This window comes from Microcella sp. (assembly GCF_019739195.1).
In the GTDB taxonomy this organism is placed as follows: Bacteria; Actinomycetota; Actinomycetes; order Actinomycetales; family Microbacteriaceae; genus Microcella.
Genome location: NZ_JAHHDS010000003.1, coordinates 94,627 through 120,735 on the forward strand (window position 1 = coordinate 94,627; position 26,109 = coordinate 120,735).

Genomic DNA, 26,109 nt, shown 5'->3' on the forward strand with positions numbered 1-26,109 from the left:
CCTTCGTGATGCAGAAGGTTGACTAGTTGCCGAAGCCCTTGAAGCGCTGGTTGAACTTCTCGACGCGACCGGCCGAGTCCATGATGCGCTGCTTGCCCGTGTAGAACGGGTGCGAGGCCGACGAGATCTCGACGTCGATGACCGGGTAGGTCACACCGTCGAGGTCGATCGTCTTCTCGCTCGTCACCGTTGAACGGGTGAGGAACGTCTCGCCCGAGGCGAGGTCGCGGAATACGATCGCCGCGTACTCGGGGTGAATGTCAGTCTTCATGAACGGATTCCTTGAGAAGTCTTGGCCGGTGGTAGACCACCGGGGCACGATGATGGGCCCGTCAGGCCCAGCTATCGAGAATAGCAGAGGGCGGCGCGAACAGCCGCGATCAGTGGGCGCGCGCGGCGAACCGGCCGTCGTCGTGCGAGACCGACAGCGAGAGGCCGAACGTCAGGCTCAGATTGGCCGCCGTCATGACCTCGTCGAGCGGGCCCGAGGCTGCGATGCGGCCCTCACGCAGCAGCAGCGCATGCGTGAACCCGGGAGGAATCTCTTCCACGTGGTGCGTCACCATGACCATGGCGGGTGAGCTCGGCTCGCTCGCGTAGGCACCGAGCAGCTGCAGCAGCTCTTCGCGGGCGCCGAGGTCGAGGCTCGCAGCAGGCTCGTCGAGTAGCAGCAGCTCGGGGTCGGTCATGATCGCTCGCGCGATCTGCACGCGCTTCTGCTCGCCGTCGCTCAACGTGCCGAAGAGACGGTCTTCGAAGTCGTCGAGGTGCCACTCTCGCAGCACGCGCTGGGCGCGGCGAATATCCACCTCGTCGTACTGCTCGTTCCAGCGGCCCGTGACGGCGTGCGCGCTCGTCATGACGACGTCGAGCACGCGCTCATCGCCCGGGATGCGGCGCGCCAGCGCTGTGGAGGCGAAGCCGATACGCGGCCGCAACTCGAAGACGTCGGTCGAGCCGAGCCGCTCGTCGAGCACGACGGCGGTGCCCGACGTCGGGTGCATGAGCGAGGCGGCGAGCTGCAGCAGCGTGGTCTTGCCGGCGCCGTTGGGCCCGAGCACGACCCACCGCTCGTCAGAGTTCACCTGCCAGCTCACCTGATCGAGAATGCCCGTGCCGTCACGGGTCAGAGAGACGCTGTCGAACTCAAGAACGCTGGCCATGATGGCTCCAGCGTAGAGCACCGAGCCGGCAGCTCTCAGACCAGCAGACCGGCGTAGAGCTCGCTCGTGCGCGACGCAATCGTGTCCCACGAGAACATGTGCTCGGCGCGCTTGCGCCCCTCGGCACCCATCGCCCGCGCCGCGTCGGGGTCTGCCACGACCTCGGTGAGCACGGCTGCGAGATCGGCGATGAAGCGCTCGGGGTCGAGCGGCGTGCCCGACCCGTCGTGCACCTGGTCGATCGGTACGAGGCGCCCCGTGACGCCGTCGTCGACGACCTCAGGAATGCCGCCGGTGTTCGTGCCGACGACGGCGACTCCGCACGCCATTGCCTCGAGGTTCACGATCCCTAAGGGCTCGTAGACGCTCGGACAGACGAAGGTCGTGGCGCTCGACAGCACGGCCGAGAGCTCGAGCGGCGAGAGCATGCGCTCGATCCACACGACGCCGGTGCGCTCGGCCTGCAACGCGGCGACGCCGTGCTGCACTTCGCGCAGAATCTCGGGCGTATCAGGTGCTCCGGCGCACAAGATCAGTTGAACGTCGGAAGGCAGACGACGGGCCGCCTGAAGCAAGTAGGGCAGACCCTTCTGCCGCGTGATGCGGCCGACGAACACCACGGATGGGCGATCAGGGTCGATGCCGAGCGACCGCACCGCGTCGTGGTCGATCACGCGCTGCCAGCGGTCGAGATCGATGCCGTTGTGGATCACCGAGACCCGAGACTCGTCGATCTCGGGGTAGCACCGCAGAATGTCGCGACGCATGCCCTCGCTCACGGCGATCACAGCATCCGCCGTTTCGAAAGCGTTCTTCTCGATCCACCGCGAGACGCGGTAGCCGCCGCCGAGTTGCTCGGCCTTCCACGGACGCAACGGCTCGAGGCTGTGTGCCGTGACGACGTGCGGGATACCGTGCAGCAGCTGAGCCAGCTGGCCAGCCGCATTCGCGTACCACGTGTGCGAGTGCACCAGGTCGGCGCCATCGACATCATCGGCAATCGCAAGGTCGACGCCCAGCGTCGCGAGAGCAGGGTTCGCCGAGCTGAGCGTGCCGGGCACGAGGTAGGCGTGCGTGTCGGCCTCGTTGCGCGGCGCCCCGAAACAGCGCACGCGCACGTCGAGCGTGTGCCGCAGGGCCCGCACGAGCTCGGCGACGTGCACACCTGCTCCCCCGTAGACCTCGGGCGGGTATTCACGGCTGATCACGTCGACGCGCATGAGTTGACGGTAGTACAGCCTGCCTCTCCCCTTGCACGCGTGGCTCGCCTAGTGTGGGGCCATGTCGACACCCAAGATCTTCGGAATCGTGCTCGCCGGCGGCGAGGGCAAGCGCCTCATGCCCCTCACGGTCGACCGCGCCAAGCCCGGGGTTCCCTTCGCCGGTGGCTACCGCCTGATCGACTTCGCTTTGTCAAACCTCATCAACTCAGGGCTGCGTCAGATTGTCGTGCTGACGCAGTACAAGAGCCACTCGCTCGACCGTCACGTGAGCCAGGTCTGGCGCTTGAGCGGCATGCTCAATTCGTACGTCGCGTCGGTGCCAGCCCAGCAGCGGCTCGGCAAGAGATGGTTCTCGGGGTCGGCCGACGCCATCTTCCAGAGCCTCAACCTCATCCGTGACGAGAAGCCCGACATCGTCATCGTGGTCGGCGCCGATCACGTGTACCGCATGGACTTCCGGCAGATGATCGATGCCCACATCGCCAACGGTGCCGGCGTCACCGTGGCCGGTATCCGTCAGCCGATCGCCCTGGCCGATCAGTTCGGCGTCATCGAGACCGACCCCGCGAACCCCCAGCGCATCGCCGCCTTCCACGAGAAGCCGAAGAACGCGATCGGGCTGCAGGATGCTCCGCACGAGGTTCTCGCGTCGATGGGCAACTACGTGTTCGACGCCGATGTGCTCATGGACGCCGTAACCCGTGACGCCGACGACGCCGACTCGTCGCACGACATGGGTGGCGACATCGTGCCCGATTTCGTCACGCGCGGCGAAGCCTTTGTCTACGACCTCAACCTCAATGATGTTCCGGGTTCGACCGATCGTGACAAGTTCTACTGGCGCGACGTCGGCACGATCGAGTCGTTCTTCGATGCTCACCAAGACCTCATCTCGGCCTTGCCGGTGTTCAACCTGTACAACTCTGAGTGGCCGATCTACGCGCAGCAGCTCAACTCACCGCCCGCCAAGTTCGTGCGCGATGCGAGCGGCTCGACCGGTGCCGTCATAGACTCGATCGTCTCGCTCGGCTCGGTGATCTCGGGCTCGCACATCGAACGCAGCGTCATCGGACCCTGGGTGACGATCGAATCGGCAACGATCACTGACGCGGTCGTCTTCGAGCGCACAGTGATCGGCGCAGGTGCCGTCGTGCGGCGGGCTATTCTCGACAAAGAGGTCGTCGTGGCCCCCGGCGCTCAGGTGGGCGTCGACCACGCGGCCGACATCGCCCGGGGGCTCACCGTTACCGAGACCGGCATCACGGTAGCCGGCAAGGGCGTGCACATCAGCTGACCGACTTCTAAGCCTTCGAGGAGCCCCGCCATGGCACGGTTTCTCGTCGTGCTCGACGTCGACTCGACGCTCATCGAGCAAGAAGTCATCGAGCTGCTGGCCGAGGAGGCCGGATCGCTCGAGCAGGTCGCCGCGATCACCGCGCGGGCGATGGCGGGCGAGCTCGACTTCAGCCGCTCGCTGGTCGAGCGCGTCGCAACGCTGCAGGGCCTCGAGGCGGCTGCACTCGAGCGGGTGTCGGCGCGCGTCGAGCTCACGCGCGGGGCAGAACAGCTCGTGGAGGGCATCCACGCCGCTGACGGCGCCGTCACCGTGGTCTCGGGAGGCTTTCACGAACTGCTCGACCCGATCGCGGCCCGGCTGGGGCTCAATGCCCACCGGGCGAACCGGCTCGAGGTCACCGATGCCCGCCTCACGGGGCGCACAACGGGTGCGATCATCGACGCAGCCGCGAAGCGGGATGCTCTGCTCGAGTGGGCGCACCAGTTCGACGTGCCGCTGACCCGCACTGTGGCGATCGGCGACGGCGCGAACGATCTCGCCATGATGCAGGCGGCCGCGCTGTCGATCGCGTTCGACGCGAAGCCCGTCGTGCGCGACGCGGCGCACGTGAGCGTGCCGGAGCGTGACCTCTCGGTCGTGCTGGCGGTGCTGGGCCTTTAGTGGCCCATACCCAACCCGCCGTCGACGGGGATGACGGCTCCGCTGATGTACGCGGCGTCGTCGCTCGCGAGCCACGTCACGACGCGGGCAACCTCGGTAGGAGTCGCGAAGCGGCCAGCGGGGATCGACTGCTGGTACGCCTTCTGCTGGTCCTCGGGCAGCGCAGCCGTCATATCGGTCTCGATGAAGCCCGGAGCAACCACGTTCGCGGTGATGCCGCGCCCGCCGAGCTCGCGCGTGAGCGACCGGGCCATGCCGACGAGTGCCGACTTCGAGGCGCTGTAGTTGACCTGACCCGCCGAGCCGTAGAGGCCGACGACGCTCGAGATGAGGACGATGCGGCCGAAGCGAGCCTTCAGCATGCCCTTCGAGGCGCGCTTGACGGTGCGGAAGGCGCCCGTGAGGTTCGTGTCGATGACGTCGGTGAAGTCGTCGTCGCTCATGCGCATGAGCAGCATGTCGCGGGTGATGCCGGCGTTGGCCACGACGACCTCGACCGGGCCGAGTTCGGCCTCGACGGTCGTGAACGCCGCGTCGAGGGAGGCGGAGTCGGTGACGTCGGCCTGCACGGTGAGCGAGCCTTCGGGGCCGCTGCCTGAGCGTGCGGTGACGGCGACCCGGTGGCCTTGCGCGATGAACTCTTCGGCGATCGAGAAGCCGATGCCGCGGTTGCCGCCGGTGACGAGAACGGTGCGGGGGGAAGACGTACCTGGGGTCATGGCTCCCCAGCATATGCGCAACGTCGAGAGCTACGATTCTGAGGTGCCGAGCCAACCGTCGAGTGCCATCACGAGCCTGCCGATGTCTCCCGATGAGGAGCGCAAGGTTCGCATGGTGCGGTACGCGACGGCCATGGGTATCCGCATGATCTGCATCGCGGCGTGCTTCTTCACACCGGGCTGGTGGTTGCTGATTCCCGCCCTCGGCGCGATCGCCCTCCCCTACTTCGCCGTGATCGCCGCGAACACGGTCGTGAACCGCAGCGGTCCGGCCGTCGAGCGCCCCGGCGCACTCCTGCCGTACGTGTCGCGCGACGGAGCCTCGTGATCGATCTGCCGGGGGCGATCAGCAGCATCCGTTGCTCGCGCAGCGGCTGCCGCGAGTCGGCCGACTGGGCCGTGAACTGGCGCAACCCGCGCATTCACGGTCCTGAGCGGGTCAAGATCTGGCTCGCGTGCGATGAACACCGCGACTACCTCTACGACTACGTGGCGGCCCGTGGCTTCCCCGTGACGATCACCCCGGCCGGTGTCGTCGTCGAGCGGTTGCCCGACGCGGCAGAATAGCGTTCGATGAGCATCCTCTCGCTGGCCCTGACGCGCCGGTGGCTCGGCTGGCTCGCGTTCACGACGGTGTTCGCGGTGGTCTGCGTGCTGCTCGCCCAGTGGCAGTGGTCTCGTCGGGTTGAGGTGGTCGCTGAGATGCGCGTCATCGCCGAGAACTGGGATTCGGTGCCCGTCGAGCTGCGCGAGGTGCTGCCGCCCGGTGCCGAGCTCGACCCCGCGAGCGAGTGGTCGCCCGTCGCCCTCGAGGGCGAATACCTGCTCGAGTCGCAGGTTCTCGTGCGCAACCGGCCGCTCAACGCCCGCCCGGGCTTTGAGGTGCTGACGCCCCTGCTGCTCGACTCGGGCGAGGTCTTCATCGTCGACCGCGGCTGGCTGCCTGTCGGTTCAGCACAAGACTCCCCCGACGTCGTGCCCGCACCGCCCGAGGGCCGCGTGCAGGTCGTCGTGCGTCTCAAGCCTGGCGAGCCGACGATCGCGGGCCGCGGGGCACCCGAAGGTCAGATCGCCACCATCCATCTACCCGAGCTCGCCGAGAGCATCGATGCCGGCGAAGTCATCACCGGTGCCTACGGCCTGCTCGACAGCGAGTCGCCCAGCGTCGCCGAACGGCCGACAGCCGCGACTCGGCCCGTGAACGACGAGGGCCCGCACTTGAGCTACACGTTCCAGTGGTACCTCTTCGCACTGCTCGGCTTCGTCGGCTTCGGCTGGGCGCTGCGGCAAGAGCACCGCACCGCGCGTGCGGCCGAGACAGGCGAGGCGCTGCCGACACCGAAGCGCGGTCTCGACGCCGAGGTCGAAGATGCGATTCTGGATGCTCGCGAGCGCTGAGCGAGCATCCCGACCCCGATCGGCGCACGTGCGCCGCTGCCCCGGTCAGGCGAGTGAGATCAGTTCCGCGTAATCAGCCGTCCAGAGGTCTTCGACGCCGTCGGGCATGATGAGCACGCGCTCCGGGTTGAGCGCCTCGACGGCGCCCTCGTCGTGGCTCACGAGAATGACGGCGCCGGCGTAGCTCGCGAGCGCGCCGAGGATTTCTTCTCGGCTGGCGGGGTCGAGGTTGTTGGTCGGCTCATCGAGCAGCAGCAGGTTGGCTTTCGAGACGACGAGCGTCGCGAGCGACAGGCGGGTCTTCTCGCCGCCCGAGAGCACGCCGGCGGGCTTCTGCACGTCGTCGCCCACGAAGAGGAACGAGCCCAGCACGCTGCGCGCCTCGCGCTCGGTGATGGCCTCGCTCGCGCTCATCATGTTCTCGAGCACGCTGCGTCTCACATCAAGCGTCTCGTGCTCTTGCGCGTAATAGCCGACGCGCAGGCCGTGGCCCGGTTCGAGAACACCCGTGTCGGGAGCGTCGACGCCCGCGAGAATGCGCAGCAGCGTCGTCTTGCCCGCTCCGTTGAGCCCGAGAATGACGACGCGCGAGCCCTTGTCGACGGCAAGGTCGACGGCGGTGAAGATCTCGAGCGAGCCGTAGCTCTTCGACAGGTTCTTGGCCTGCAGCGGCGTCTTGCCGACCGGCGCCGGCTCGGGGAAGCGCAGTTTGGCGACTCGATCGACAGCGCGCACCTCGTCGAGCCCTGACAGCATCTTCTCGGCGCGGGCGACCATCTGGTGCGCGGCGGCGGCCTTCGATGCCTTGGCGCCGAACCGGGCCGCCTGCAACTGCAGCGACGTGGCTTTCTTCTCGACGTTGACGCGCTCTTTCTTGCGGCGCTCTTCGTCAGCCTCGCGCTGGCGCAAATAGTGCTTCCAGCCCATGTTGTAGATGTCGATGACTTGGCGGTTGGCGTCGAGGTAGAACACGCGGTTGACCGTCTCCTCGACGAGCTGCACATCGTGACTGATGACGATGAAACCGCCCTGGTACTGCTTCAAGAACTCGCGTAGCCACACGACCGAGTCGGCATCGAGGTGGTTCGTCGGCTCGTCGAGAATCATCGTCTCGGCATCGCTGAACAGGATGCGGGCCAGCTCGATGCGGCGCCGCTGACCGCCCGAGAGCGTGCTGAGCGGTTGGCTGAGAATGCGATCGGGCAGAGACAGGTTGCTCGCGATCGCCGCCGCTTCGGCTTCAGCCGCGTATCCGCCCAGCGCCTGGAAGCGGTCGGTGAGCCGTCCATAGCGATCCATGGCTTTCTCCGACACCGCGGCATCCGCGCTGCCCATGTCGATGGAGGCCTGCTGCATGTCGATGACGAGCTGCCCAAGGCCGCGGGCATCGAGAATGCGCGTGCGCGCGAGCTGCTCAGGGTCGCCCGCACGAGGGTCTTGCGGCAGATAGCCGATCTCGCCCGTGCGGGTGATCGAGCCGCCCGTCGGTGCCCCTTCGCCGGCGAGTGCGCGGGTCATCGTGGTCTTGCCGGCGCCATTGCGCCCGACCAGACCGATCTTGTCGCCCTTGTCCACGCGAAAGCTGACGTTCTCCATGAGCAGGCGCGCTCCGACCCTGATCTCGAGGTCTTGCACAGCGAGCACAGCGAAAGTCCGTTTCTTTGGTGGGATTCGGCCAGACCCGTCAGCGGGGGCCAGCCCGATAGTCTAACGCTGTCCCCTGCACCCGACTTCTCGTGAGGAAGCCCGTCGTGACGACTGCCACCACTCCCCTGCTGCGCCCCACTCTCGTCGACCGTGTGGTCACCCGCACCTGGCTGAGCGACATCGCGCTCGTCGTCGCCGGCACCGCGCTCGTCGCCGTGCTCGCCCAGGTCGCGATTCCGCTCTGGCCCGTTCCGGTCACCGGCCAGACGCTCGCGGTGCTGCTCGTGGGTGCGAGCCTCGGTGCCGCTCGCGGTGCCGCTTCGCTCGCGCTCTACGCGGTGCTCGGCGGTCTCGGTCTGCCGATCTACAGCGACGCTTCTGGTGGCTGGAGCGTGCTGCTCGGCCCGACCGGCGGGTACATCATCGGGTTCATCGTCTCGGCCGCCCTCGTCGGCTGGGCCGCCGAGCGCGCCTGGGACCGCGGCTGGTACAAGCCGATCATTACTTTCATCGGCGGCTCGCTCGTCGTGTTCGCCATTGGGCTGCCCTGGCTCGCCGTCTCGCTCGGCCAGCTCGGGCTGCCCAACGACCTGCAGTCGGTGCTCGTCGCGGGCTTCTACCCGTTCATCATCGGCGGGCTGATCAAGGCCGCCATTGCCGCCGCACTGTTGCCCGCCCTGTGGGCGGCGGCAGAGCGGTCGCAACAGAAGTAGCTCTAGCGCGACGAAGGGCCCCTACCGCATTCGGTAAGGGCCCTTTCGCGTAGATCACGTTAGATCGAGAATCCCAGCGCTCTCATCATGTCGCGGCCGTCGTCCGTGATGCGCTCGGGGCCCCACGGGGGCATCCACACCCAGTTGATGCGGAACTGCTCGACAATGCCGTCGAGTGAGTTCGCGATCGACTCCTCGATCACGTCGGTGAGCGGGCAACCGGCGGAGGTGAGAGTCATCGAGATGATGAGCGCGTCGCTCTCTTCATCCCAGGCGAGGTCGTAGACGAGGCCGAGGTCGACGATGTTGACGCCCAGCTCGGGGTCGACGACGTCTTTCAGCCCTTCTTCGACTTTGTCGAAGAGTTGCGGTTCGAGTGCGGTGGGCATGCGCCTAGCCTACGGAAGACCCGGTCAGGTAGCGATCGTAGCCTTCGTTCTCCAAGCGCTCTGCCAGTTCAGGGCCGCCCTCTTCAGCGACGGCGCCGTCGACGAACACGTGCACGAAGTCGGGCGTGATGTACCGCAGAATGCGGGTGTAGTGCGTGATGAGCAGCACGCCGAGCCCGGTGTTCTCCTTGACGCGGTTGACGCCTTCGGAGACGACCTTGAGAGCGTCGACATCGAGGCCGGAGTCGGTCTCGTCGAGCACGGCGATCTTCGGTTTGAGCAGTTCGAGCTGCACGATTTCGTGGCGCTTCTTCTCGCCGCCCGAGAAGCCTTCGTTGACGTTGCGCTCGGCGAACGAGGTGTCCATGCGCATGGCTTCCATCGAGCCGCGCAGGTCTTTGATCCACGAGCGCAGCGCAGGGGCCTCGCCGTCGAGCGACGTCTTCGCCGTGCGGAGGAAGTTCGAGACCGTCACGCCGGGAATCTCGACCGGGTACTGCATGGCCAAGAAGAGCCCGGCGCGGGCGCGCTCGTCGATGCTCATCGCGAGCACATCCTCACCGTCGAGCGTGATTGAGCCGGTGTCGACGATGTAGCGCGGGTGGCCGGCGATCGTGTACGCGAGCGTCGACTTACCCGAGCCGTTCGGGCCCATGATCGCGTGCGTCTCGCCCGAGTTAATGGTGAGGTTGACGCCGCGCAAGATTTCTTTCGAGCCCTGGTCGGTCTCGATGCTGACGTGCAGGTCGCGAATCTCAAGAGTTGACATGTCTGAATCTTCCTTACGGGGTCTGGATCGTGTCGACGTCTACCAGCACGTCACCGTTCTCCACGGTGACGGCGTAGACGGGTACCGGCTCGTAGGCCGGAAAATTGCGGGGCTTGCCCGTGGTGAGCTCGAACTTCGAGCCGTGTGCCCAGCACTCGATCGCGTCATCTTCGACGAAGCCCTCGCTCAGCGAGATCTCACCGTGGGTGCAGGTGTCGCCCAGTGCATGCACTGCGCCGGCCGAATCCATGACAACGGCGACGGGGCGGCCGTCAACGACGACCTTCTTGGCGCTCGCCGGGCTCAACTCGTCGAGGCCGCAGACGCGGGTTGCCGCCATGTCACACCACCTCGACAGCTTCGAGCTCGCGCTCGATCGCTGCGACGAGCCGTGCCTCGAGCTCGGCGTTGCCGATCTTCTGCACGACGTCGATCAAGAAGCCCTGCACCACGAGCCGGCGGGCCTCCTGCTCATCGATGCCGCGCGAACGCAAGTAGAAGAGCTGCTCGTCGTCGAAGCGCCCGGTAGCACTGGCGTGACCAGCCCCCGCGATGTCGCCGGTCTCGATCTCGAGGTTGGGAATCGAGTCGGCGCGCGTTCCGTCGCTCAGCACCAGGTTGCGGTTTTGCTCGTACGAGTCGGTGCCCGTGGCATCGCGGCCGATGAGCACATCGCCGACCCAGACGGTGCGAGCACCCTGACCGTTGAGAGCGCCCTTGTAGTTGACACGGCTGATCGTGTGAGGCGCGATGTGGTGCACGTAGACACGCTGCTCGAGGTGTTGGCCGGCGTCGGCGAAGTAGAGGCCGAGCAACTGGCCATCGGCACCGGCACCGGAGAGGTGCACCGAGGGGTTCACCCGCACGACGGAGCCGCCGAGTGAGACGACGACGTGCTTGAGGCGAGCATCCCGATCGACACGGCCGAACTGGCTCGACAGGTGAACCGACTCGTCATCCCATTCCTGCAGGCTGACGACGGTGAGATCGCTGCCGGCCTCGGCGACGACCTCGACGTTCTCGCTCAACCGCGTAGAGCCCCGGTTGTCGATGATGACGAGCCCGCGAGCGTTCGGTTTCGCGGTGATGATCGTGTGGGCGGCCCGGGGAGTGCTGTCGGCACCGGCGCGGTCGATCGTCACGACAACGGGCTCTTCAGCCGTGAGGGTCACTGACAGCGCCTCCTCGAACCGCGACCAGGCGTTGGCGGCCGCTCGCTCTTCCGCGAGACCGGCGGTGCCGATGCGCGCGTCGGTGCGGTCGATCCACTCGGTGGTGACACCATCGGCCTCGGACACGACAGCCGGGAACGGCGAGCCGTCGAGCTCGTCGTCGATCAGGTCGCGCACCGCGGCGACCGGAGTCAGCCGCCACTCGAGCTCGCGACCGGTGACGTCGGCGAAGTCGCCGTGCACGGCCGAGGCGAAGCGGTCAGAGCGTGTCTGCACCGGCACCGGGGAACCGGGGCCGTGCGAGTGCGGCCGCGCGCCGGCGTGCCCGGCCTCGTCGACGGACGGGGTCGTAGAGGTGGAGCTCATCTAGCCGACACTGCCTTCCATGCTCATCTCGATGAGCTTGTTGAGTTCGAGTGCGTACTCCATGGGCAGCTCGCGCGCGATGGGTTCGATGAACCCGCGCACGATCATGGCCATGGCTTCGTCTTCGGGCAAGCCTCGCGACTGCAGGTAGAACAGCTGCTCTTCGCTCACGCGCGACACCGTCGCCTCATGGCCGAGCTGCACGTCGTCGACGCGAATGTCGATCGCCGGGTAGGTGTCTGACCGCGAGATCGTGTCGACCAGCAACGCATCGCAGCGCACGGTGTTGGCCGAGTGGTGCGCGGTCGCGTCGACGCGCACCTCACCGCGATACCCGGCGCGACCGCCGCCACGGGCGATCGACTTCGAAACGATCGACGACGTGGTGTACGGCGCCATGTGGATCATCTTCGCGCCCGCGTCCTGGTGCTGGCCGGGGCCTGCGAAGGCGACCGAGAGCGTCTCGCCCTTGGCGTGCTCGCCCATGAGGAAGATCGACGGGTACTTCATCGTGACCTTCGAGCCGATGTTGCCGTCGATCCACTCCATCGTCGCGCCCTCGTGCGCCACAGCGCGCTTGGTGACGAGGTTGTAGACGTTGTTCGACCAGTTCTGAATCGTCGTGTACCGCACGCGGGCGTTCTTCTTGACGATGATCTCGACGACAGCCGAGTGCAGCGAGTCGCTCTTGTAGATCGGAGCCGTGCAGCCCTCGATGTAGTGCACGTACGAGCCCTCGTCGGCGATGATCAGGGTGCGCTCGAACTGGCCCATGTTCTCGGTGTTGATGCGGAAGTAGGCCTGCAGCGGAATCTCGACGTGCACGCCCGGCGGCACGTAGACGAATGAGCCGCCCGACCACACGGCCGTGTTCAGGGCGGCGAACTTGTTGTCGCCGGCCGGAATCACGGTGCCGAAGTACTCGGTGAAGAATTCGGGATGCTCGCGCAGCGCCGTATCGGTGTCCATGAAGATGACGCCCTGGGCCTCGAGGTCTTCACGAATCTGGTGGTACACGACCTCCGACTCGTACTGCGCGGCCACACCCGCGACGAGACGCTGACGCTCAGCTTCGGGGATGCCGAGCTTCTCGTAGGTGTTCTTGATTTCTTCCGGCAGCTCTTCCCACGTGGTCGCCTGCTTCTCGGTCGAGCGCACGAAGTACTTGATGTTGTCGAAGTCGATGCCCGACAGGTCGGCGCCCCAGAGCGGCATGGGCTTCTGGCCAAAGAGCTTCAAGCCCTTCAGGCGCAGGTCGAGCATCCACTGCGGTTCATCTTTCAGGGTCGAGATGTTGCGCACGACGCTGTCGTCGATGCCGCGGCGCGCCGTGGAGCCCGCGATGTCAGAGTCGGACCAGCCGAATTCGTACTGCCCGAGGCCTTCGAGTTCTGGTCGGTCGATGAGCACGTCAGACACGATGTTCCTCTTCTCTTTGCCGAACCCAACCCGCTATTCGGTCAGGACATTCCCGCTCTCGACACGCACCGCGGTTCGCGGCTGCGGTGCGCGGCACCGTGCGGCGGATGCTCATCCAGCGCATCTACACTGGCGCACGACGGGTCGTGCGGGGCAGTTCGACTGCCCGATGAACCCACGATCGTCACTGATGGAGAGCTCCTTGATTCTACAGGGAGGATGCTGAAAGAGGAGGAAGCTGGCTGTGAACCGGCTGTATCAGTGGTTGCCCGCCTCGACTGCCGACCGCCGCGTGCGCGTCATCGCCTGGGCTTCGCTCGTGAGTCAGACACTCATCGTCGGCACCGGTGGAGCCGTGCGCCTGACCGGCTCCGGTCTCGGCTGCCCCACCTGGCCTCGGTGCACCGAAGACTCGTTCGTGGCCACTCCCGAGATGGGTATTCACGGCATCGTCGAGTTCGGCAATCGGCTGCTGACCTTCGTGCTCGTGATCATCGCGATCCTGGCTTTCCTCTCGGTACTGCGCATGCGACGCGAGCGTCCTGAACTGCTGCGGCTCACGGTCGCGCTCGGGCTCGGAATTCCCCTGCAGGCCGTGATCGGGGGGATCACGGTGCTCACGCAGCTCAACCCGTGGATCGTCGGGCTGCACTTCGTCGTATCGGCGGTGCTCGTCGCGCTGGCCGTCGTCTTCGTGCATCGCGTCTACCGCGGCCGCACGACAGGCGAGCTGCTCGTACCGCGGCCCGTGCAGTGGCTCGCGCTCGCGACGGCAGCGGGCGCGTGGATCACGGTGCTCGTCGGCATTGTCGTGACCGGCTCGGGGCCGCACGCCGGTGATGGCGGCGCCGCTCGCAACGGGCTCGACTCCGAACTGCTGCAGCACGTGCACTCGTGGCCCGCCTACATCACCTTCGGGTTGAGCGTTCTGCTGCTCGTGGTGGCACTGCGGCTCGGGCTGGCTCCGTTGCGTCGAGCGGTGACCGCGTTGCTCGCCGTCGAGGTCGTGCAGATCGTCGTCGGGCTCGCGCAGGCACGGCTCGGGCTTCCTGAGCTGCTCGTGGGCATCCACATGGTGCTCGCCTGCGTGCTCATCGCCGTTGTCACGCTCGTGCTGCTCACGCTGCGGCGCATGCAGTCGGAGCGACTCGTCGAGTCGACCGCAGACGCGCAGCTCGCCAGCGTTCGCTGACCCGCACGCTCCGAGGCGCTAGAACGGCAGCAGCGGGTCGATGCCCACGGCGACGAACAGAAGCGTCAAGTAGGTGATGCTCGCGTGGAAGACACGCATCGGAGCGGCCTCCTCGCCGCGGACGGCGCGGCCGTGCAACCGGTGGCTCTCGATGATGAACCAGCCGCCCGACAGCACGGCGACGGCCGTATAGAGCGCGCCCATAGGTGCGATCGGGATGAGCAGGAGCGAGGCGATGACGGTCGCCCAGGCGTAGAGGATCACCTGCACCCCGACCGTCGCTCGATCGCGCAGGACGGCGAGCATCGGCACCTCGGCCGCCGCGTAGTCATCGCGATACTTCATCGAGAGCGGCCAGTAGTGGGGCGGGGTCCAGAGGAAGACGACCAGGAAGAGGATGAACGGCGGCCAGTCGAGTGAGCCGGTGACGGCGCTCCAGCCGATGAGCACCGGGAAGCACCCGGCGATGCCGCCCCAGATGATGTTCTGCTCGGTGCGGCGCTTGAGCACGAGAGTGTAAATCACCACGTAGAACACGATGGCGGCCAGCGAGAGGGCCGCTGCCAGCCAATTCGTCGTGAGCGCCAGCCAGACGATCGAGACCACGCCGATCGTGTAGGCGAAGACCAGGGCAGAGCGATCGGAGATCTCCCCCGTCGCGAGCGGACGGTTGCTCGTGCGCTTCATGAGCCGATCGATGTCGCGATCGATATACATGTTGAAAGCGCCGGCCGATCCAGCCGAGAGCGCACCGCCGATGAGGGTGGCGAGCACCAGCCAGATGCTCGGTAGGCCTTCGGCAGCCAAAATCATCACAGGGGCGGTCGTGACGAGAAGAAGCTCGATGACGCGCGGCTTCGTCAGCGCGACGTAGGCCGCGATGGTGCGGCGGATTCCTCGCGGTCGCGTCATGACGGCGTGCTCGAGCGCGGTATCCATGGCTCCCTTTGTCGTGAGGGCGGTGCTGGGCTGAGTCTACGGGAGGTGACCATAGAGGTTGCCCTGCACCCTCCGAGGCATACAGCCCTCTCTATACTGGCGGGGGTCGACGACGCCCTGTGCGGGAGTGGTCCGTGCAGGGCGGACGACGTCCGCATCCGATTCGAGAGAGGGCTCTTCGACGCCATGACCGACATCACCTGGGACCAGATCGACAACGACGCCGTCGACACTGCGAGACTTCTCGCCGCCGACGCCGTCGAGAAGGTCGGCAACGGCCACCCGGGCACGGCGATGTCGCTCGCCCCCGTGGCCTACCTGCTGCACCAGAAGGTCATGCAGCACGACCCGAGCGACCCCCAGTGGCTCGGCCGCGATCGCTTCATTCTCTCGGCGGGCCACAGTTCACTCACGCAGTACGTGCAGCTCTACCTGGGCGGCTACGGCCTCGAACTCGACGACCTCAAGGCTCTGCGCACCTGGGGATCGAAGACTCCCGGCCACCCCGAGTACGGTCACACCGACGGCGTGGAGATCACCACCGGCCCGCTCGGTCAGGGCCTCGCGTCGGCGGTGGGGTTCGCCTACGCCGCGCGCTTCGAACGCGGTCTGCTCGACCCCGAGACGCCCGCGGGCGAGAGCGTGTTCGATCACCACATCTATGTGATTGCCGGCGACGGCGACCTGCAAGAGGGCGTCACGAGCGAGGCGGGATCGCTCGCCGGGCACCAGCAGCTCGGCAACCTCATCGCCATCTACGACTCGAACCAGATCTCGATCGAAGACGACACCGACATCGCCATGACCGAAGACGTCGCGGCGCGGTACGCCGCCTACGGCTGGCACGTACAGACCGTCGACTGGAAGAAGACCGGCGAGTACGTCGAAGACGTGCACGCGCTGCATGCGGCTCTGGAGGCGGCGAAGTCCGAGACCTCGAAGCCGAGTCTCGTCATTCTCAAGACCATCATCGGTTGGCCGGCCCCGACGAAGCAGAACACCGGCAAGATCCACGGCTCGGCGCTCGGCGGCGACGAGCTCGCGGCGACCAAGACGATTCTCGGCTTCGACCCCGAGCAGCACTTCGTCGTGAGCGACGAGGTCATCGCGCACACGCGTGCTGCAGTCGATCGAGGGCGCGAACGGCACGCCGCGTGGAACAACCGGTTCGAGACATGGGCTGCCGCGAACCCTGAGCGCAAGGTGCTTCTCGACCGCATGCAGGCGGGCGAGCTGCCCGCAGACCTCGACGCCGCACTTCCCGTCTTCGAGGGCGGCAGCAGCGTGTCGACGCGGGCTGCCTCGGGAAAGGTCATCAACGCGATTGCCGCCGTGTTGCCCGAGTTCTGGGGCGGTTCTGCCGACCTCGCCGAGTCGAACCTCACGACCATTGCGGGCGGAGGCTCGTTCGCGCCGACCGAGCACTCGACGCACGAGTGGAAGGCGAACCCCTACGGCCGCATCCTGCACTTCGGAATCCGCGAGCACGCAATGGGCGCCATCCTCAACGGCATTGCGCTGCACGGCCGCACGCGTGTGTTCGGCGGCACGTTCCTCATCTTCAGCGACTACATGCGCCCTTCTGTGCGTCTCGCCGCGCTCATGAACGTGCCCGTCACCTACGTCTGGACCCACGACTCCGTCGCCCTCGGCGAAGACGGTCCCACTCACCAGCCGATCGAGCAGCTGGCCTCGCTGCGCGCGATTCCCGGGCTGTCGATCGTGCGGCCGGCCGACGCGAACGAGACCGCCCACGCCTGGAAGGCTGTGCTCGAGCGCCGCTCCCCCGCGGGCATCGCGCTGACCCGGCAGAACATTCCGGTCTTTGCGCGCGGCACTGACCTGGCTTCCGGCGACGAGCTGGCGGCCGCGCACCATGTCTCGAAGGGCGCCTACGTGCTCGCCGAGGCCGCGAACGGTGCGCCTGACGTCATTCTCATCGCGAGCGGCTCCGAGGTCTCGGTGGCGATGGATGCACGCACGCAGCTCGCCGAGCAGGGCATCCACGCCCGCGTCGTCTCGGCACCGTGTCTCGAATGGTTCGACGAGCAGAGCGCCGAGTACCGCGAGTCGGTGCTGCCGGCAACGGTGACGGCTCGAGTGTCGGTCGAGGCGGGCCTCGCGTTGAGCTGGCACCGCTACGTCGGCGATCGCGGCCGCAGCGTGTCGATCGAGCACTTCGGTGCCTCGGCCGACTATCAGACCCTGTTCCGCGAGTTCGGCATCACTCCCGAAGCGGTGGCCACGGCCGCGCTCGAGAGTATTGCGGCCCACTAACCCCCTCACCGCCGACCACCGACATTGATTGAGGACCCCATGAGTTCCACGCCCACCGCACAACTCAGCGATCTCGGCGTCAGCATCTGGCTCGACGACTTGTCGCGCGACCGCATCAGCTCTGGCGGCCTCGCCACGCTGATCACCGACCGCAACGTCGTCGGTGTCACGACGAACCCGACGATCTTCGCGGCCGCATTGGCCACCGGCACGACCTACGACGACCAGGTGCGCCAGCTCGCCCAGCAGAATACCGACGTCACCCGCGCCGTCTTCGAGATCACGACCGACGACGTTGCCGCCGCGTGCGACATCTTCGACGGCGTCTATGCCGCGACCAAGGGCGTCGACGGCCGCGTGTCGATCGAGGTCGAGCCGGGTCTCGCGCACGACTCGGCGGGCACGATCGCTGAAGCTCAGCAGCTCTGGAAGAAGGTCGGTCGGCCCAACGCGATGATCAAGATTCCGGCCACGATCCCCGGGCTCCAGGCCATTACCGAAACGATCGCGGCGGGCATCAGTGTCAATGTCACTCTGATCTTCAGCCTCGACCGGCACCGTGCCGTGATCGACGCCTACTTGTCGGGCCTCGAGAAGGCGCACGCTGCTGGCATCGATCTGTCGACGATCCACTCGGTCGCCTCATTCTTCGTCTCGAGGGTCGACACCGAGATCGACAAGCGCCTCGTCGCGATCGGAACCCCCGAGGCGCTCGCGCTCAAGAGCAAGGCGGGAATCGCGAATGCGCGACTCGCCTACGAGGTCTTCGAGAAGGCGTTCGCGAGCGACCGGGCAAAGGCCCTGATCGACGCCGGTGCGAACCTGCAGCGCCCCCTCTGGGCGTCGACTGGCGTGAAAGACCCGAGCCTGCCCGACACGCTCTACGTCACCGAGCTGGCGGTAGCGCGCACGGTCAACACGATGCCCGAGAAGACGCTCGAGGCCACTTTCGACCACGCTCGCCTCGAGGGCGACGCCGTGACCGGCACGTACGACGACGCTCGAGACGTTCTCGCTCAGCTCGAGGCTCTGGGGGTCTCATACGACGAAGTCACCGCACTTCTCGAGAAGGAGGGCGTCGAGAAGTTCGTCGTGAGCTGGAACGAACTGCTCGACACCGTGAGCGCGGCACTCGAGGCTGCCCGGTGACCGTGACCGTCGCTGCCCGTGGTGCGGCGCAGCATGCGATCGAGCAGCACGTGCCCCGCCTGGTTGAGCAGCTCGTGGCGAGCCGCATCACGGGCGGCGACGCAAGCCTGTGGGGTCCGGAGGCCGAAGATGAGGCGAGCAAGCGCCTCGGCTGGACGCAGGCCGTCTCCGTATCGCGACCCCTCGTCGGCGAGATCGTCGCGCTGCGCGAGCAACTGGCCGAGCGCGGCATCACCCGCGTTGTGCTGTGCGGTATGGGCGGGTCATCCCTGGCTCCCGAGGTCATCACGCGCACGGCGGGGGTCGACCTCGTCGTGCTCGACTCGACCGACCCGACGCAAGTGCGCAGCGCGCTCACCGAGCACCTTGGCCACACCGCCGTCGTCGTGTCGTCGAAGTCGGGTTCGACCGTCGAGACCGACAGCCAGAAGCGCAGCTTCGAGGGCGCGTTCCGCGATGCGGGCATCGACCCGGCCGAGCGCATCATCATCGTGACCGACCCCGGATCACCGCTCGAGGCCTCCTCGCTCGAGGCGGGCTACCGAGTCTTCACAGCCGACCCGACCGTCGGCGGTCGCTACTCGGCACTCACTGCCTTCGGCCTGGTCCCCTCCGGACTCGCCGGTGTCGATCTCGACGCTTTGCTCGACGAAGCCGAGGCCGCGTCGTTGCCGCTCGCCGTCGACAGCGAATCGAACCCCGGCCTGCAGCTCGCCGCGGCGATCGCCGGCACCGAGCCGCGTCGCGACAAGCTCGTGATCGTCTCAGACGGTACTCATGTCGTCGGACTCGGCGACTGGATCGAGCAGCTCGTCGCCGAGTCGACCGGCAAGAACGGCACCGGAATCCTTCCTGTCGTCGTCGGTACCGATGCGCCCGAGCTCACCACCCGCGCCGAAGACGTGCAGATCGTGCGTCTCGTCGCCGACCGAGGTGCGACGCGCGAGGTCGAGAACAACGAGATCGAGCTATCGGGCACCCTCGGCGCTCTGCTCATGACCTGGGAGTACGCGACGGCCATCGCCGGCATGATGCTCGGCATCAACCCGTTCGATCAGCCCGACGTCGAGTCGGCCAAGATCGCGGCACGCGGGCTTCTCGATGCGCGTCCCGAACCCCTCGCCGCCGCGTTCGTCGACCGCGGAGTTGAGGTCGTCGGTTCGCCCGAGCTCATCGGCGACGCCAGCACACTCGCGCAGGCGATCGGGCGTCTCGAGTCACGGCTCTCCCCCGATGGCTACGTCGCGGTGCAGGTCTACCTCGACCGCCTCGGCCACCCCGAGCTCGAGGTTTTGCGGCACCGCATCTCGGAACGCACGGGTCGACCGGTCACGTTCGGCTGGGGTCCCCGCTTCCTGCACTCCACAGGCCAGTATCACAAGGGCGGCCCCGCCCACGGCGTCTTCTTGCAGATCACCGGCACGTTCGCCGATGACCTCGAGATTCCCGACCGCCCGTTCAGCTACCGCGAGCTCATCGCGGCTCAGGCCGCGGGTGACGCAGTCGTACTGGGCGACCACGGCGCTCCGGTGCTCACGCTGCGCGTTACCGACGAGGATGCTCTCGTCGCGATCATCGATTCGGTCTCGTGATCGCTCCCGGGTCAAATCCGCTTCGCTCCCCCGACGATCGCCGTCTCAACCGCATCGCCGGCCCGAGCGGTCTCATCATATTCGGAGTCACCGGAGACCTGTCGCGCAAGAAGCTCATGCCCGCCGTCTACGACCTCGCGAACCGCGGACTGCTGCCCCCGGGGTTCGGGCTCGTCGGCTTCGCACGACGCGACTGGGCGACGCAAGACTTCGAGCAGGTCGTGCACGATGCGGTGAAACAGTACGCTCGCACCCCGTTCGATGAAGAGGTCTGGCGGCAACTCGCGGCGGGCATCCGCTTCGTCTCGGGCGATTTCGACGATGACGATGCCTTCGAACGTCTCTCGCAGACGCTCGCCGAGCTGGATCGTGACCGCGGCACGATGGGCAATCACGCCTTCTACCTCTCGATTCCTCCGAAGTCGTTCCCGCTCGTCACCGAGCAGCTGCGGCGGAGCGGCCTCGCCGACGCTCCCGATGGCGAGTGGCGGCGCGTCGTCATCGAGAAGCCGTTCGGCAGCGACCTCGCGACGGCACGCGAGCTCAACGATGTCGTCGAGTCGGTCTTTCCGGCCGACTCCGTCTTCCGTATCGATCACTATCTCGGCAAAGAGACGGTGCAGAACATTCTTGCGCTGCGGTTCGCCAACATGCTCTACGAACCGCTCTGGAACGCGAACTATGTCGACCACGTGCAGATCACCATGGCCGAAGACATCGGCGTAGGTGGGCGAGCGGGCTACTACGACGGCATCGGTGCGGCGCGCGACGTCATTCAGAACCACCTGCTGCAGCTGCTCGCACTGACCGCCATGGAAGAGCCGGTGTCGTTCGACGCCGCCGATCTGCGCGCTGAGAAGGAGAAGGTGCTGTCTGCAGTGCGGCTGCCGAAAGATCTCGCCACCGGCACCGCTCGCGGGCAGTACTCGAGCGGCTGGCAGGGAGGCGAGTGGGTCACCGGGTTTCTCGACGAAGAGGGCATGAACCCCGAGTCGGTCACCGAGACCTACGCGGCGATGCGGCTCGACATCGGCACGAGGCGCTGGGCTGGCGTGCCCTTCTACCTGCGGGCCGGCAAGCGGCTGGGACGCCGCGTGACCGAGATCGCCGTGGTCTTCAAACGGGCCCCGCAGTACCTGTTCGCCGAGGCGCAGACCTCGGCGCTCGGACAGAACGCCCTCGTGATCCGCGTTCAGCCCGACGAAGGAGTGACGATCCGATTCGGGTCGAAGGTTCCGGGTGCAGGCATGCAGGTGCGCGACGTCACGATGGACTTCGGGTACGGGCACGCTTTCACCGAGCAGAGCCCCGAAGCCTATGAGCGCTTAATTCTCGACGTGCTGCTGGGCGAACCGCCGCTCTTTCCCCGCCACGAAGAGGTCGAGCTCAGCTGGAAGATTCTCGATCCGATCGAAGAGTTCTGGGCGGCGCAAGGTCGTCCCGAGCTGTACTCGCCCGGCACGTGGGGCCCGTCATCCGCTGATGACCTGCTCGCTCGTGATGGACGCGTTTGGAGGCGGCCATGATCATCGACCTGCCCGATACGACCGCCAGCCAGGTCTCGAAAACCCTCGTGCGCATCCGCGACGAAGCGGGCGCGGTGGCGCTCGGCCGCGTGCTCACCCTGATCATCTCGAGCGAGATCGGTGACGAAGAAGACGTCATCGCCGCCGCCAACGAGGCCTCGCGCGAGCATCCGATGCGCATCATCGTCGTCTCGACCGATGCCGAGGCGACGACCGCGCGGCTTGACGCCGAGATTCGCGTGGGCGGCGATGCCGGCGCGAGCGAGGTCATCGTGCTGCGCGCGCACGGCGGCACCGCGCACGATCTGCGAGGGCTCGTCACCGGCCTGCTGCTGCCCGATGCACCCGTGGTCACGTGGTGGCCGGGTCAGTGCCCCGACTGCGTCGGCGACACCTCTCTCGGCAAGCTCGCACAGCGCCGCATCACCGACGCGGCTGCCGCGAGCGACCCGACCGACAGTCTGCGACGCGTCGCCGCCGGCTACCGGCCTGGCGACACCGACTTCGCGTGGACCCGGCTCACCAAGTGGCGGTCGCAACTCGCGGCCACGCTCGACCAGCCGCCCTTCGACACCGTGCTGCGAGCAGAGGTCTCCGGTGCTGTCGACAGCCCGTCGACGGTGCTGCTCGCGGCCTGGCTCGAGCTGCGGCTTCAGGTGCCAGTCTCCGTCGATGTCGCCGATGGCAACCCCTCGACGGGCATCCACCGGGTCGTGCTGCACCGCGAGAGCGGACCGATCAGTCTCGAGAGAACCTCCCCCACCGTCGTCGTGCTGAGCCAGCCGGGACAGCCGACCCACGAGCTCTCGCTGCCGCGGCCGGGTCTGCGCGAATGCCTCGCCGAAGAACTGCGTAGGCTCGACCCTGACGATGAGTTCGGCGCTGTGCTCGACAACGGCGTGCGCGCGGCTGAGCCCGTCGCCTGACCGGGCGGTGCTCCCGCACCGTCGCTCCCGAGAAAGGTACTGTGCATCGTGCCCCACGATCGTCGCGTCATCGTCCACTCCGACCCCGCAGCCCTCGCTGACGCTGTGGCGGCCCGCTTCGTCGAGACGATGATCGAGCTGCTGAGCTCGCGCGACACCGTGCACATCGCACTGACCGGCGGCTCAGTCGGCATCGGCGTGCTTCGCTCCATTGCCCAGCGAGACGACCGCACGTCGATCGACTGGAGCCGAGTGCACGTCTGGTGGGGCGATGAGCGCTGGGTTGATCGTGACCACGCAGATCGCAATGCACGACAGGCGCGCGAGGCCCTGCTCGACCACATCAGCATCCCGGACGTCAATGTGCACGAGTTCCCCGCAGCCGACGACGGCGTCGACCTTGAAGTTGCAGCCGCTCGCTATGCAGACGAGCTCGTGCGCGCCGGCGCGGGAGAACTGCCCCGTTTCGCAATCACCTTCCTAGGAGTCGGGCCCGACGGCCACGTGGCCTCGCTCTTCCCCGAACGCGAAAGTCCGCGCATCGCTGAGGCCACGGTGATCGCCGTGCACGACTCACCCAAGCCGCCGCCGGGACGACTGTCGCTGAGCCTGCCTCTGCTCAACCTCTCAGAGCGAGTCTGGTTGGTGCTCGCTGGTGCCGACAAGGCATCCGCGCTCGGCCTCGCTCTAGCGGGAGCATCTTCTGCAGACGTGCCCGTCGCCGGAGTGATGGGCACCGAGCGCACCATCTTCTTCGTCGACGATGCGGCGTCGTCAGAAGTGCCTGAGTCGCTCATCACGCAGCCCGAATACTGGACGGGCGCGATGGATCAGCCCGACTGGAGCCCCAGCGCAGACTAGCGGCTCGGCAAGGTGCGCGCCGATGATCTCTATGCGGTGCCGCGACGCTGCCGGAGCTTGAGCAGGGCCTCGTCGAGGATCTGCGTGGCTTCTTCTTCACTGCGACGCTCTTTCACGTACGCGAGGTGCGTCTTGTAGGGCTCGTTCTTGGCGACCTGAGGAGGGTTGTCGCGGTCGCGGCCCGCGGGAAGCCCCGTCGACGGTGAATCGATGACGTCGGGGATCTCTTCTTCGGGCAGGTTCGCCGCGAAATGCCGCACGGTCTCGTTACCCATCGCATCCCAGTACGAGATCGAGATGCGGTCAGCGTGCACACCGCGGTCTTGCTCCCCCATGGGGCCGGAGCCGACGCGCGAGCCACGAATGGCGCTTCCGCCTGAAACCATGCTGATGCTCCTTAGGCCGCGTCGAAGCGCGTGATGAGGCCGAGAATGACGATCGCGCTGACCCAGACGAGGGCCAGAATGATCGTGATGCGGTTGAGGTTGCGCTCAGCCACGCCCGAGGCACCGAGATTCGACGTCACGCCGCCCCCGAACATGTCGGAGAGCCCGCCGCCGCGACCGCGGTGCAGCAGGATCATCAAGGTGAGCAGAAGGCTCGTGATGCCCAGGATCACCTGGAGCACTACCTGAAGAATTTCCACGGAATGGTACCTCTCGCGCTTTTCGGACAGTCTCCTACCCTACCGGACGCAGGGCGGAGGGATGGTCAGGCAGTGCCGACGTGCTGACGGAAGCGCGAGATCGCCGAGAACTCGTCCACGTCGAGACTTGCGCCGCCCACGAGCGCCCCGTCGACGTCGGGCTGCTTCATGAAGCCCGCGATATTCGCAGCCTTGACCGACCCGCCGTAGAGGATGCGCGTGCGGGCGGCAGCCTCGTCGCCCAGTGCCGAGGCGATGCGGGCTCGCAGTGCCGAGCACACCTGCTGCGCCTGTTCTGGTGTCGCGGCCTGTCCGGAGCCGATGGCCCAGACCGGCTCATACGCGACCACCAGGTCGGCGTCGCCCGACAGTTGCTGCAGCACCACGTCGAGCTGGGCGACCGGCACCGCCGAGGGGCCGTGCTGCTCGAGATCGTCGGCCGTCTCGCCGACGCAGACGACCGGCACCAGGCCGTGGCGCACGGCCGCGATCGTCTTCTCGGCCACGAGGGCGTCGCTCTCGTGGTGGAATTGCCGTCGCTCACTGTGCCCGATGATGACATATCGGCAGTCAAGCGCTGCCAGGAACGCACCCGAGATCTCGCCCGTATAGGCGCCGCTGTCGTGCACCGACAGATCTTGTGCCCCGTACGCGAGCTCGAGCTTGTCGGCAGAGACGAGGGTCTGCACGCTGCGCAGGTCGGTGAACGGCGGGAAGACCGCGACCTCGCACGCTCGGTAGTCGTGCTTGGCGTCGCGCAAGCTCCACGCGAGCTTTTGCACGAAGGCGATCGACTGCAGGTGGTCGAGGTTCATCTTCCAGTTGCCCGCGATGAGCGGAACACGCGTCACTGCCATCCGAGGACCTCCAGTCCGGGTAGCTTCTTGCCCTCGAGAAACTCGAGGCTGGCGCCGCCGCCCGTTGAGACATGGCCGAAATCGTCGTCAGAGAAACCGAGGGCGCGCACGGCGGCGGCCGAGTCGCCTCCTCCGACGACGCCCAGTCCCGTGACGCGCGTCAGGGCCTCAGCGACCGCTTTCGTGCCAGCGGAGAACGACGCGAACTCGAAGACCCCCATGGGGCCGTTCCAGAAGACGGTGGTCGACGAGGCGACGAGCTCAGCGAAGCGCTCGGCCGTGCGGGGGCCGATATCGAGCCCGATGCCGGATGCTCCCGCCGGGCCGCTCTCGAGCTCATCGACCGACTGCACGGTGAACGGAGCGTCGGCGGCGAAGCTCTCGGCGACGAGTACATCGGTCGGCAGCTCGATGTGCACGCCGCGCCGCTCAGCCTCGGCCAGGTAGCCCCGCACCGTGTCGAGCTGATCGGCCTCGAGCAGACTCGCGCCGACGGCCAGCCCTTTGGCGGCGAGGAAGGTGAACAGCATGCCACCGCCGACGAGAAGACGATCGACCCGTGGCAGCAGGTGAGCGATGACCCCGAGCTTGTCCGAGACTTTCGAGCCGCCGAGCACCACGGTGTACGGCCGATCGGGGCGCTCGGTGAGGCGCTCGAGCACATCGGTCTCGGTCTCGATGAGCAGGCCGGCGGCGCTCGGAAGTGCCTGGGCGAGCTCGTAGACGCTGGCCTGCTTGCGGTGCACGACGCCGAAACCGTCAGACACCATGGCGTCGCCGAGAAGCGCGAGCTGCGCAGCGAAGGCTTCGCGATCATCGTCGCCCTTCGCCGTCTCGCCGGGGTTGAAACGCAGGTTCTCGAGAACCACGACGTCTCCGTCGGCGAGCGCGGCCACCGCATCCGTCGCCGTCGGGCCCACCGTGTCGCCCGCGAAGGCGACCGGCGATTCGAGCAGCTCGCCGAGCCGTCGCGCCACCGGAGCCAGGCTGTAGCGGGCGTCGGGCGCCCCGTTGGGGCGACCGAGGTGCGAGACCACGACGACCTTCGCGCCGCGATCGCGCAGCAACCTCAGGGTCGGAAGCGACGCACGGATGCGCCCGTCGTCCGTCACCGCACCGTCGGTGAGCGGAACGTTGAGGTCGCAACGGACGATGACTCGGCGACCGGTGAGATCACCGAGCGAATCGAGAGAGCGCAATGCCATGCGT

General features: G+C 67.0%; 28 protein-coding genes. 13 read left to right on the forward strand and 15 right to left on the reverse strand.

Annotated features, from left to right (window positions below):
• Positions 1–22 precede the first annotated feature (22 nt).
• The 3 genes from KL788_RS02175 to glgA form a co-directional block, all read right to left on the reverse strand.
• Positions 23–271: a type B 50S ribosomal protein L31 gene (locus tag KL788_RS02175; protein WP_293168072.1), complete on the reverse strand. Its 249-nt coding sequence runs from the start codon at positions 269–271 to the stop codon at positions 23–25.
• A 109-nt stretch (positions 272–380) separates the two neighbouring features.
• Entirely contained in the window at positions 381–1,163 is a 783-nt protein-coding gene (locus KL788_RS02180; RefSeq protein WP_293168074.1) for an ABC transporter ATP-binding protein, read from the reverse strand.
• A 35-nt stretch (positions 1,164–1,198) separates the two neighbouring features.
• Positions 1,199–2,383 (reverse strand): glycogen synthase, encoded by a 1,185-nt coding sequence (gene glgA, locus KL788_RS02185; protein ID WP_293168076.1) that lies wholly within the window; start codon positions 2,381–2,383, stop codon positions 1,199–1,201.
• A 61-nt stretch (positions 2,384–2,444) separates the two neighbouring features.
• Here glgA and KL788_RS02190 point away from each other — a divergent pair, with 61 nt between their 5' ends.
• On the forward strand, positions 2,445–3,680 hold the full coding sequence (locus KL788_RS02190; RefSeq protein ID WP_293168078.1) for a glucose-1-phosphate adenylyltransferase: 1,236 nt from the start codon (positions 2,445–2,447) through the stop codon (positions 3,678–3,680).
• 30 nt (positions 3,681–3,710) lie between these two features.
• Positions 3,711–4,343, forward strand: a complete 633-nt coding sequence (gene serB / locus KL788_RS02195; protein ID WP_293168080.1) for a phosphoserine phosphatase SerB — start codon at positions 3,711–3,713, stop codon at positions 4,341–4,343.
• Here serB and KL788_RS02200 read toward each other — a convergent pair.
• Positions 4,340–5,062, reverse strand: coding sequence for a beta-ketoacyl-ACP reductase (locus KL788_RS02200; RefSeq protein WP_293168082.1), 723 nt, complete (start codon positions 5,060–5,062; stop codon positions 4,340–4,342). The two genes, serB and KL788_RS02200, sit on opposite strands and share 4 nt — an antisense overlap.
• Between KL788_RS02200 and KL788_RS02205 the strand changes: the two genes are divergently transcribed.
• The 3 genes from KL788_RS02205 to KL788_RS02215 are packed head-to-tail and all read left to right on the forward strand — an operon-like array spanning position 5,061 to position 6,460.
• Entirely contained in the window at positions 5,061–5,390 is a 330-nt protein-coding gene (locus tag KL788_RS02205) for a DUF3099 domain-containing protein (protein WP_293168084.1), read from the forward strand. The genes KL788_RS02200 and KL788_RS02205 overlap by 2 nt on opposite strands.
• Positions 5,387–5,629 carry a hypothetical protein gene (locus KL788_RS02210; protein ID WP_293168086.1) on the forward strand — a complete coding sequence of 81 codons (243 nt, stop codon included), beginning with the start codon at positions 5,387–5,389 and terminating at the stop codon, positions 5,627–5,629. Before KL788_RS02205 ends, KL788_RS02210 begins: the two co-directional genes overlap by 4 nt.
• A gap of 6 nt (positions 5,630–5,635) precedes the next feature.
• Complete coding sequence (locus KL788_RS02215) at positions 5,636–6,460, forward strand: SURF1 family cytochrome oxidase biogenesis protein (RefSeq protein WP_293168088.1); 825 nt, start codon at positions 5,636–5,638, stop codon at positions 6,458–6,460.
• A gap of 45 nt (positions 6,461–6,505) precedes the next feature.
• On the opposite strand, the gene KL788_RS02220 is transcribed toward KL788_RS02215, so the two are convergent.
• Positions 6,506–8,104: an ABC-F family ATP-binding cassette domain-containing protein gene (locus tag KL788_RS02220; protein ID WP_293168090.1), complete on the reverse strand. Its 1,599-nt coding sequence runs from the start codon at positions 8,102–8,104 to the stop codon at positions 6,506–6,508.
• 107 nt (positions 8,105–8,211) lie between these two features.
• On the opposite strand from KL788_RS02220, the gene KL788_RS02225 reads away from it, so the two are divergent.
• Positions 8,212–8,820, forward strand: a complete 609-nt coding sequence (locus KL788_RS02225) for a biotin transporter BioY (RefSeq protein ID WP_293168092.1) — start codon at positions 8,212–8,214, stop codon at positions 8,818–8,820.
• A 59-nt stretch (positions 8,821–8,879) separates the two neighbouring features.
• Here the strand turns inward: KL788_RS02225 and KL788_RS02230 are convergent, their stop codons facing one another.
• Genes KL788_RS02230 through sufB form a run of 5 tightly spaced genes read right to left on the reverse strand, consistent with a single transcriptional unit; the run spans position 8,880 to position 12,935 of the window.
• Complete coding sequence (locus KL788_RS02230) at positions 8,880–9,209, reverse strand: metal-sulfur cluster assembly factor (protein ID WP_293168094.1); 330 nt, start codon at positions 9,207–9,209, stop codon at positions 8,880–8,882.
• Positions 9,210–9,213: 4 nt separating this feature from the next.
• Entirely contained in the window at positions 9,214–9,978 is a 765-nt protein-coding gene (gene sufC / locus KL788_RS02235; RefSeq protein WP_293168096.1) for a Fe-S cluster assembly ATPase SufC, read from the reverse strand.
• A 13-nt stretch (positions 9,979–9,991) separates the two neighbouring features.
• Positions 9,992–10,318 carry a non-heme iron oxygenase ferredoxin subunit gene (locus KL788_RS02240; protein WP_293168098.1) on the reverse strand — a complete coding sequence of 109 codons (327 nt, stop codon included), beginning with the start codon at positions 10,316–10,318 and terminating at the stop codon, positions 9,992–9,994.
• Position 10,319: 1 nt separating this feature from the next.
• Complete coding sequence (sufD, locus tag KL788_RS02245; protein WP_293168100.1) at positions 10,320–11,516, reverse strand: Fe-S cluster assembly protein SufD; 1,197 nt, start codon at positions 11,514–11,516, stop codon at positions 10,320–10,322.
• A complete protein-coding gene (gene sufB / locus KL788_RS02250; protein ID WP_293168102.1) occupies positions 11,517–12,935 on the reverse strand; it encodes a Fe-S cluster assembly protein SufB in 1,419 nt (472 codons plus the stop codon).
• 244 nt (positions 12,936–13,179) lie between these two features.
• Here sufB and KL788_RS02255 point away from each other — a divergent pair, with 244 nt between their 5' ends.
• Complete coding sequence (locus KL788_RS02255; protein ID WP_293168104.1) at positions 13,180–14,127, forward strand: COX15/CtaA family protein; 948 nt, start codon at positions 13,180–13,182, stop codon at positions 14,125–14,127.
• Between the two features lie 18 nt (positions 14,128–14,145).
• Here the strand turns inward: KL788_RS02255 and KL788_RS02260 are convergent, their stop codons facing one another.
• A complete protein-coding gene (locus KL788_RS02260; protein ID WP_293168106.1) occupies positions 14,146–15,066 on the reverse strand; it encodes a heme o synthase in 921 nt (306 codons plus the stop codon).
• Between the two features lie 186 nt (positions 15,067–15,252).
• On the opposite strand from KL788_RS02260, the gene tkt reads away from it, so the two are divergent.
• The 6 genes from tkt to pgl are packed head-to-tail and all read left to right on the forward strand — an operon-like array spanning position 15,253 to position 23,397.
• Positions 15,253–17,343 carry a transketolase gene (gene tkt, locus KL788_RS02265; RefSeq protein ID WP_293168108.1) on the forward strand — a complete coding sequence of 697 codons (2,091 nt, stop codon included), beginning with the start codon at positions 15,253–15,255 and terminating at the stop codon, positions 17,341–17,343.
• A gap of 39 nt (positions 17,344–17,382) precedes the next feature.
• Entirely contained in the window at positions 17,383–18,492 is a 1,110-nt protein-coding gene (tal, locus tag KL788_RS02270; protein WP_293168110.1) for a transaldolase, read from the forward strand.
• Positions 18,489–20,084 carry a glucose-6-phosphate isomerase gene (locus KL788_RS02275; protein ID WP_293168112.1) on the forward strand — a complete coding sequence of 532 codons (1,596 nt, stop codon included), beginning with the start codon at positions 18,489–18,491 and terminating at the stop codon, positions 20,082–20,084. Before tal ends, KL788_RS02275 begins: the two co-directional genes overlap by 4 nt.
• Positions 20,081–21,610, forward strand: a complete 1,530-nt coding sequence (gene zwf, locus KL788_RS02280; protein ID WP_293168114.1) for a glucose-6-phosphate dehydrogenase — start codon at positions 20,081–20,083, stop codon at positions 21,608–21,610. The genes KL788_RS02275 and zwf overlap by 4 nt, the downstream gene beginning before the upstream one ends.
• Positions 21,607–22,536, forward strand: a complete 930-nt coding sequence (locus KL788_RS02285; protein ID WP_293168116.1) for a glucose-6-phosphate dehydrogenase assembly protein OpcA — start codon at positions 21,607–21,609, stop codon at positions 22,534–22,536. Before zwf ends, KL788_RS02285 begins: the two co-directional genes overlap by 4 nt.
• A 48-nt stretch (positions 22,537–22,584) precedes the next feature.
• A complete protein-coding gene (pgl, locus tag KL788_RS02290; RefSeq protein WP_293168118.1) occupies positions 22,585–23,397 on the forward strand; it encodes a 6-phosphogluconolactonase in 813 nt (270 codons plus the stop codon).
• A gap of 29 nt (positions 23,398–23,426) precedes the next feature.
• On the opposite strand, the gene KL788_RS02295 is transcribed toward pgl, so the two are convergent.
• The 4 genes from KL788_RS02295 to KL788_RS02310 all read right to left on the reverse strand — a co-directional run bounded on the left by KL788_RS02295 (position 23,427) and on the right by KL788_RS02310 (position 26,105).
• Complete coding sequence (locus KL788_RS02295) at positions 23,427–23,783, reverse strand: RNA polymerase-binding protein RbpA (protein WP_293168120.1); 357 nt, start codon at positions 23,781–23,783, stop codon at positions 23,427–23,429.
• 11 nt (positions 23,784–23,794) lie between these two features.
• The gene (secG, locus tag KL788_RS02300) at positions 23,795–24,043 is read right to left on the reverse strand and encodes a preprotein translocase subunit SecG (protein ID WP_293168122.1); all 249 of its coding nucleotides are present in this window, start codon (positions 24,041–24,043) and stop codon (positions 23,795–23,797) included.
• A gap of 65 nt (positions 24,044–24,108) precedes the next feature.
• On the reverse strand, positions 24,109–24,900 hold the full coding sequence (tpiA, locus tag KL788_RS02305) for a triose-phosphate isomerase (protein WP_293168124.1): 792 nt from the start codon (positions 24,898–24,900) through the stop codon (positions 24,109–24,111).
• Positions 24,891–26,105, reverse strand: coding sequence for a phosphoglycerate kinase (locus tag KL788_RS02310; protein ID WP_293168126.1), 1,215 nt, complete (start codon positions 26,103–26,105; stop codon positions 24,891–24,893). Before KL788_RS02310 ends, tpiA begins: the two co-directional genes overlap by 10 nt.
• Between the last annotated feature and the right edge of the window lie 4 nt (positions 26,106–26,109).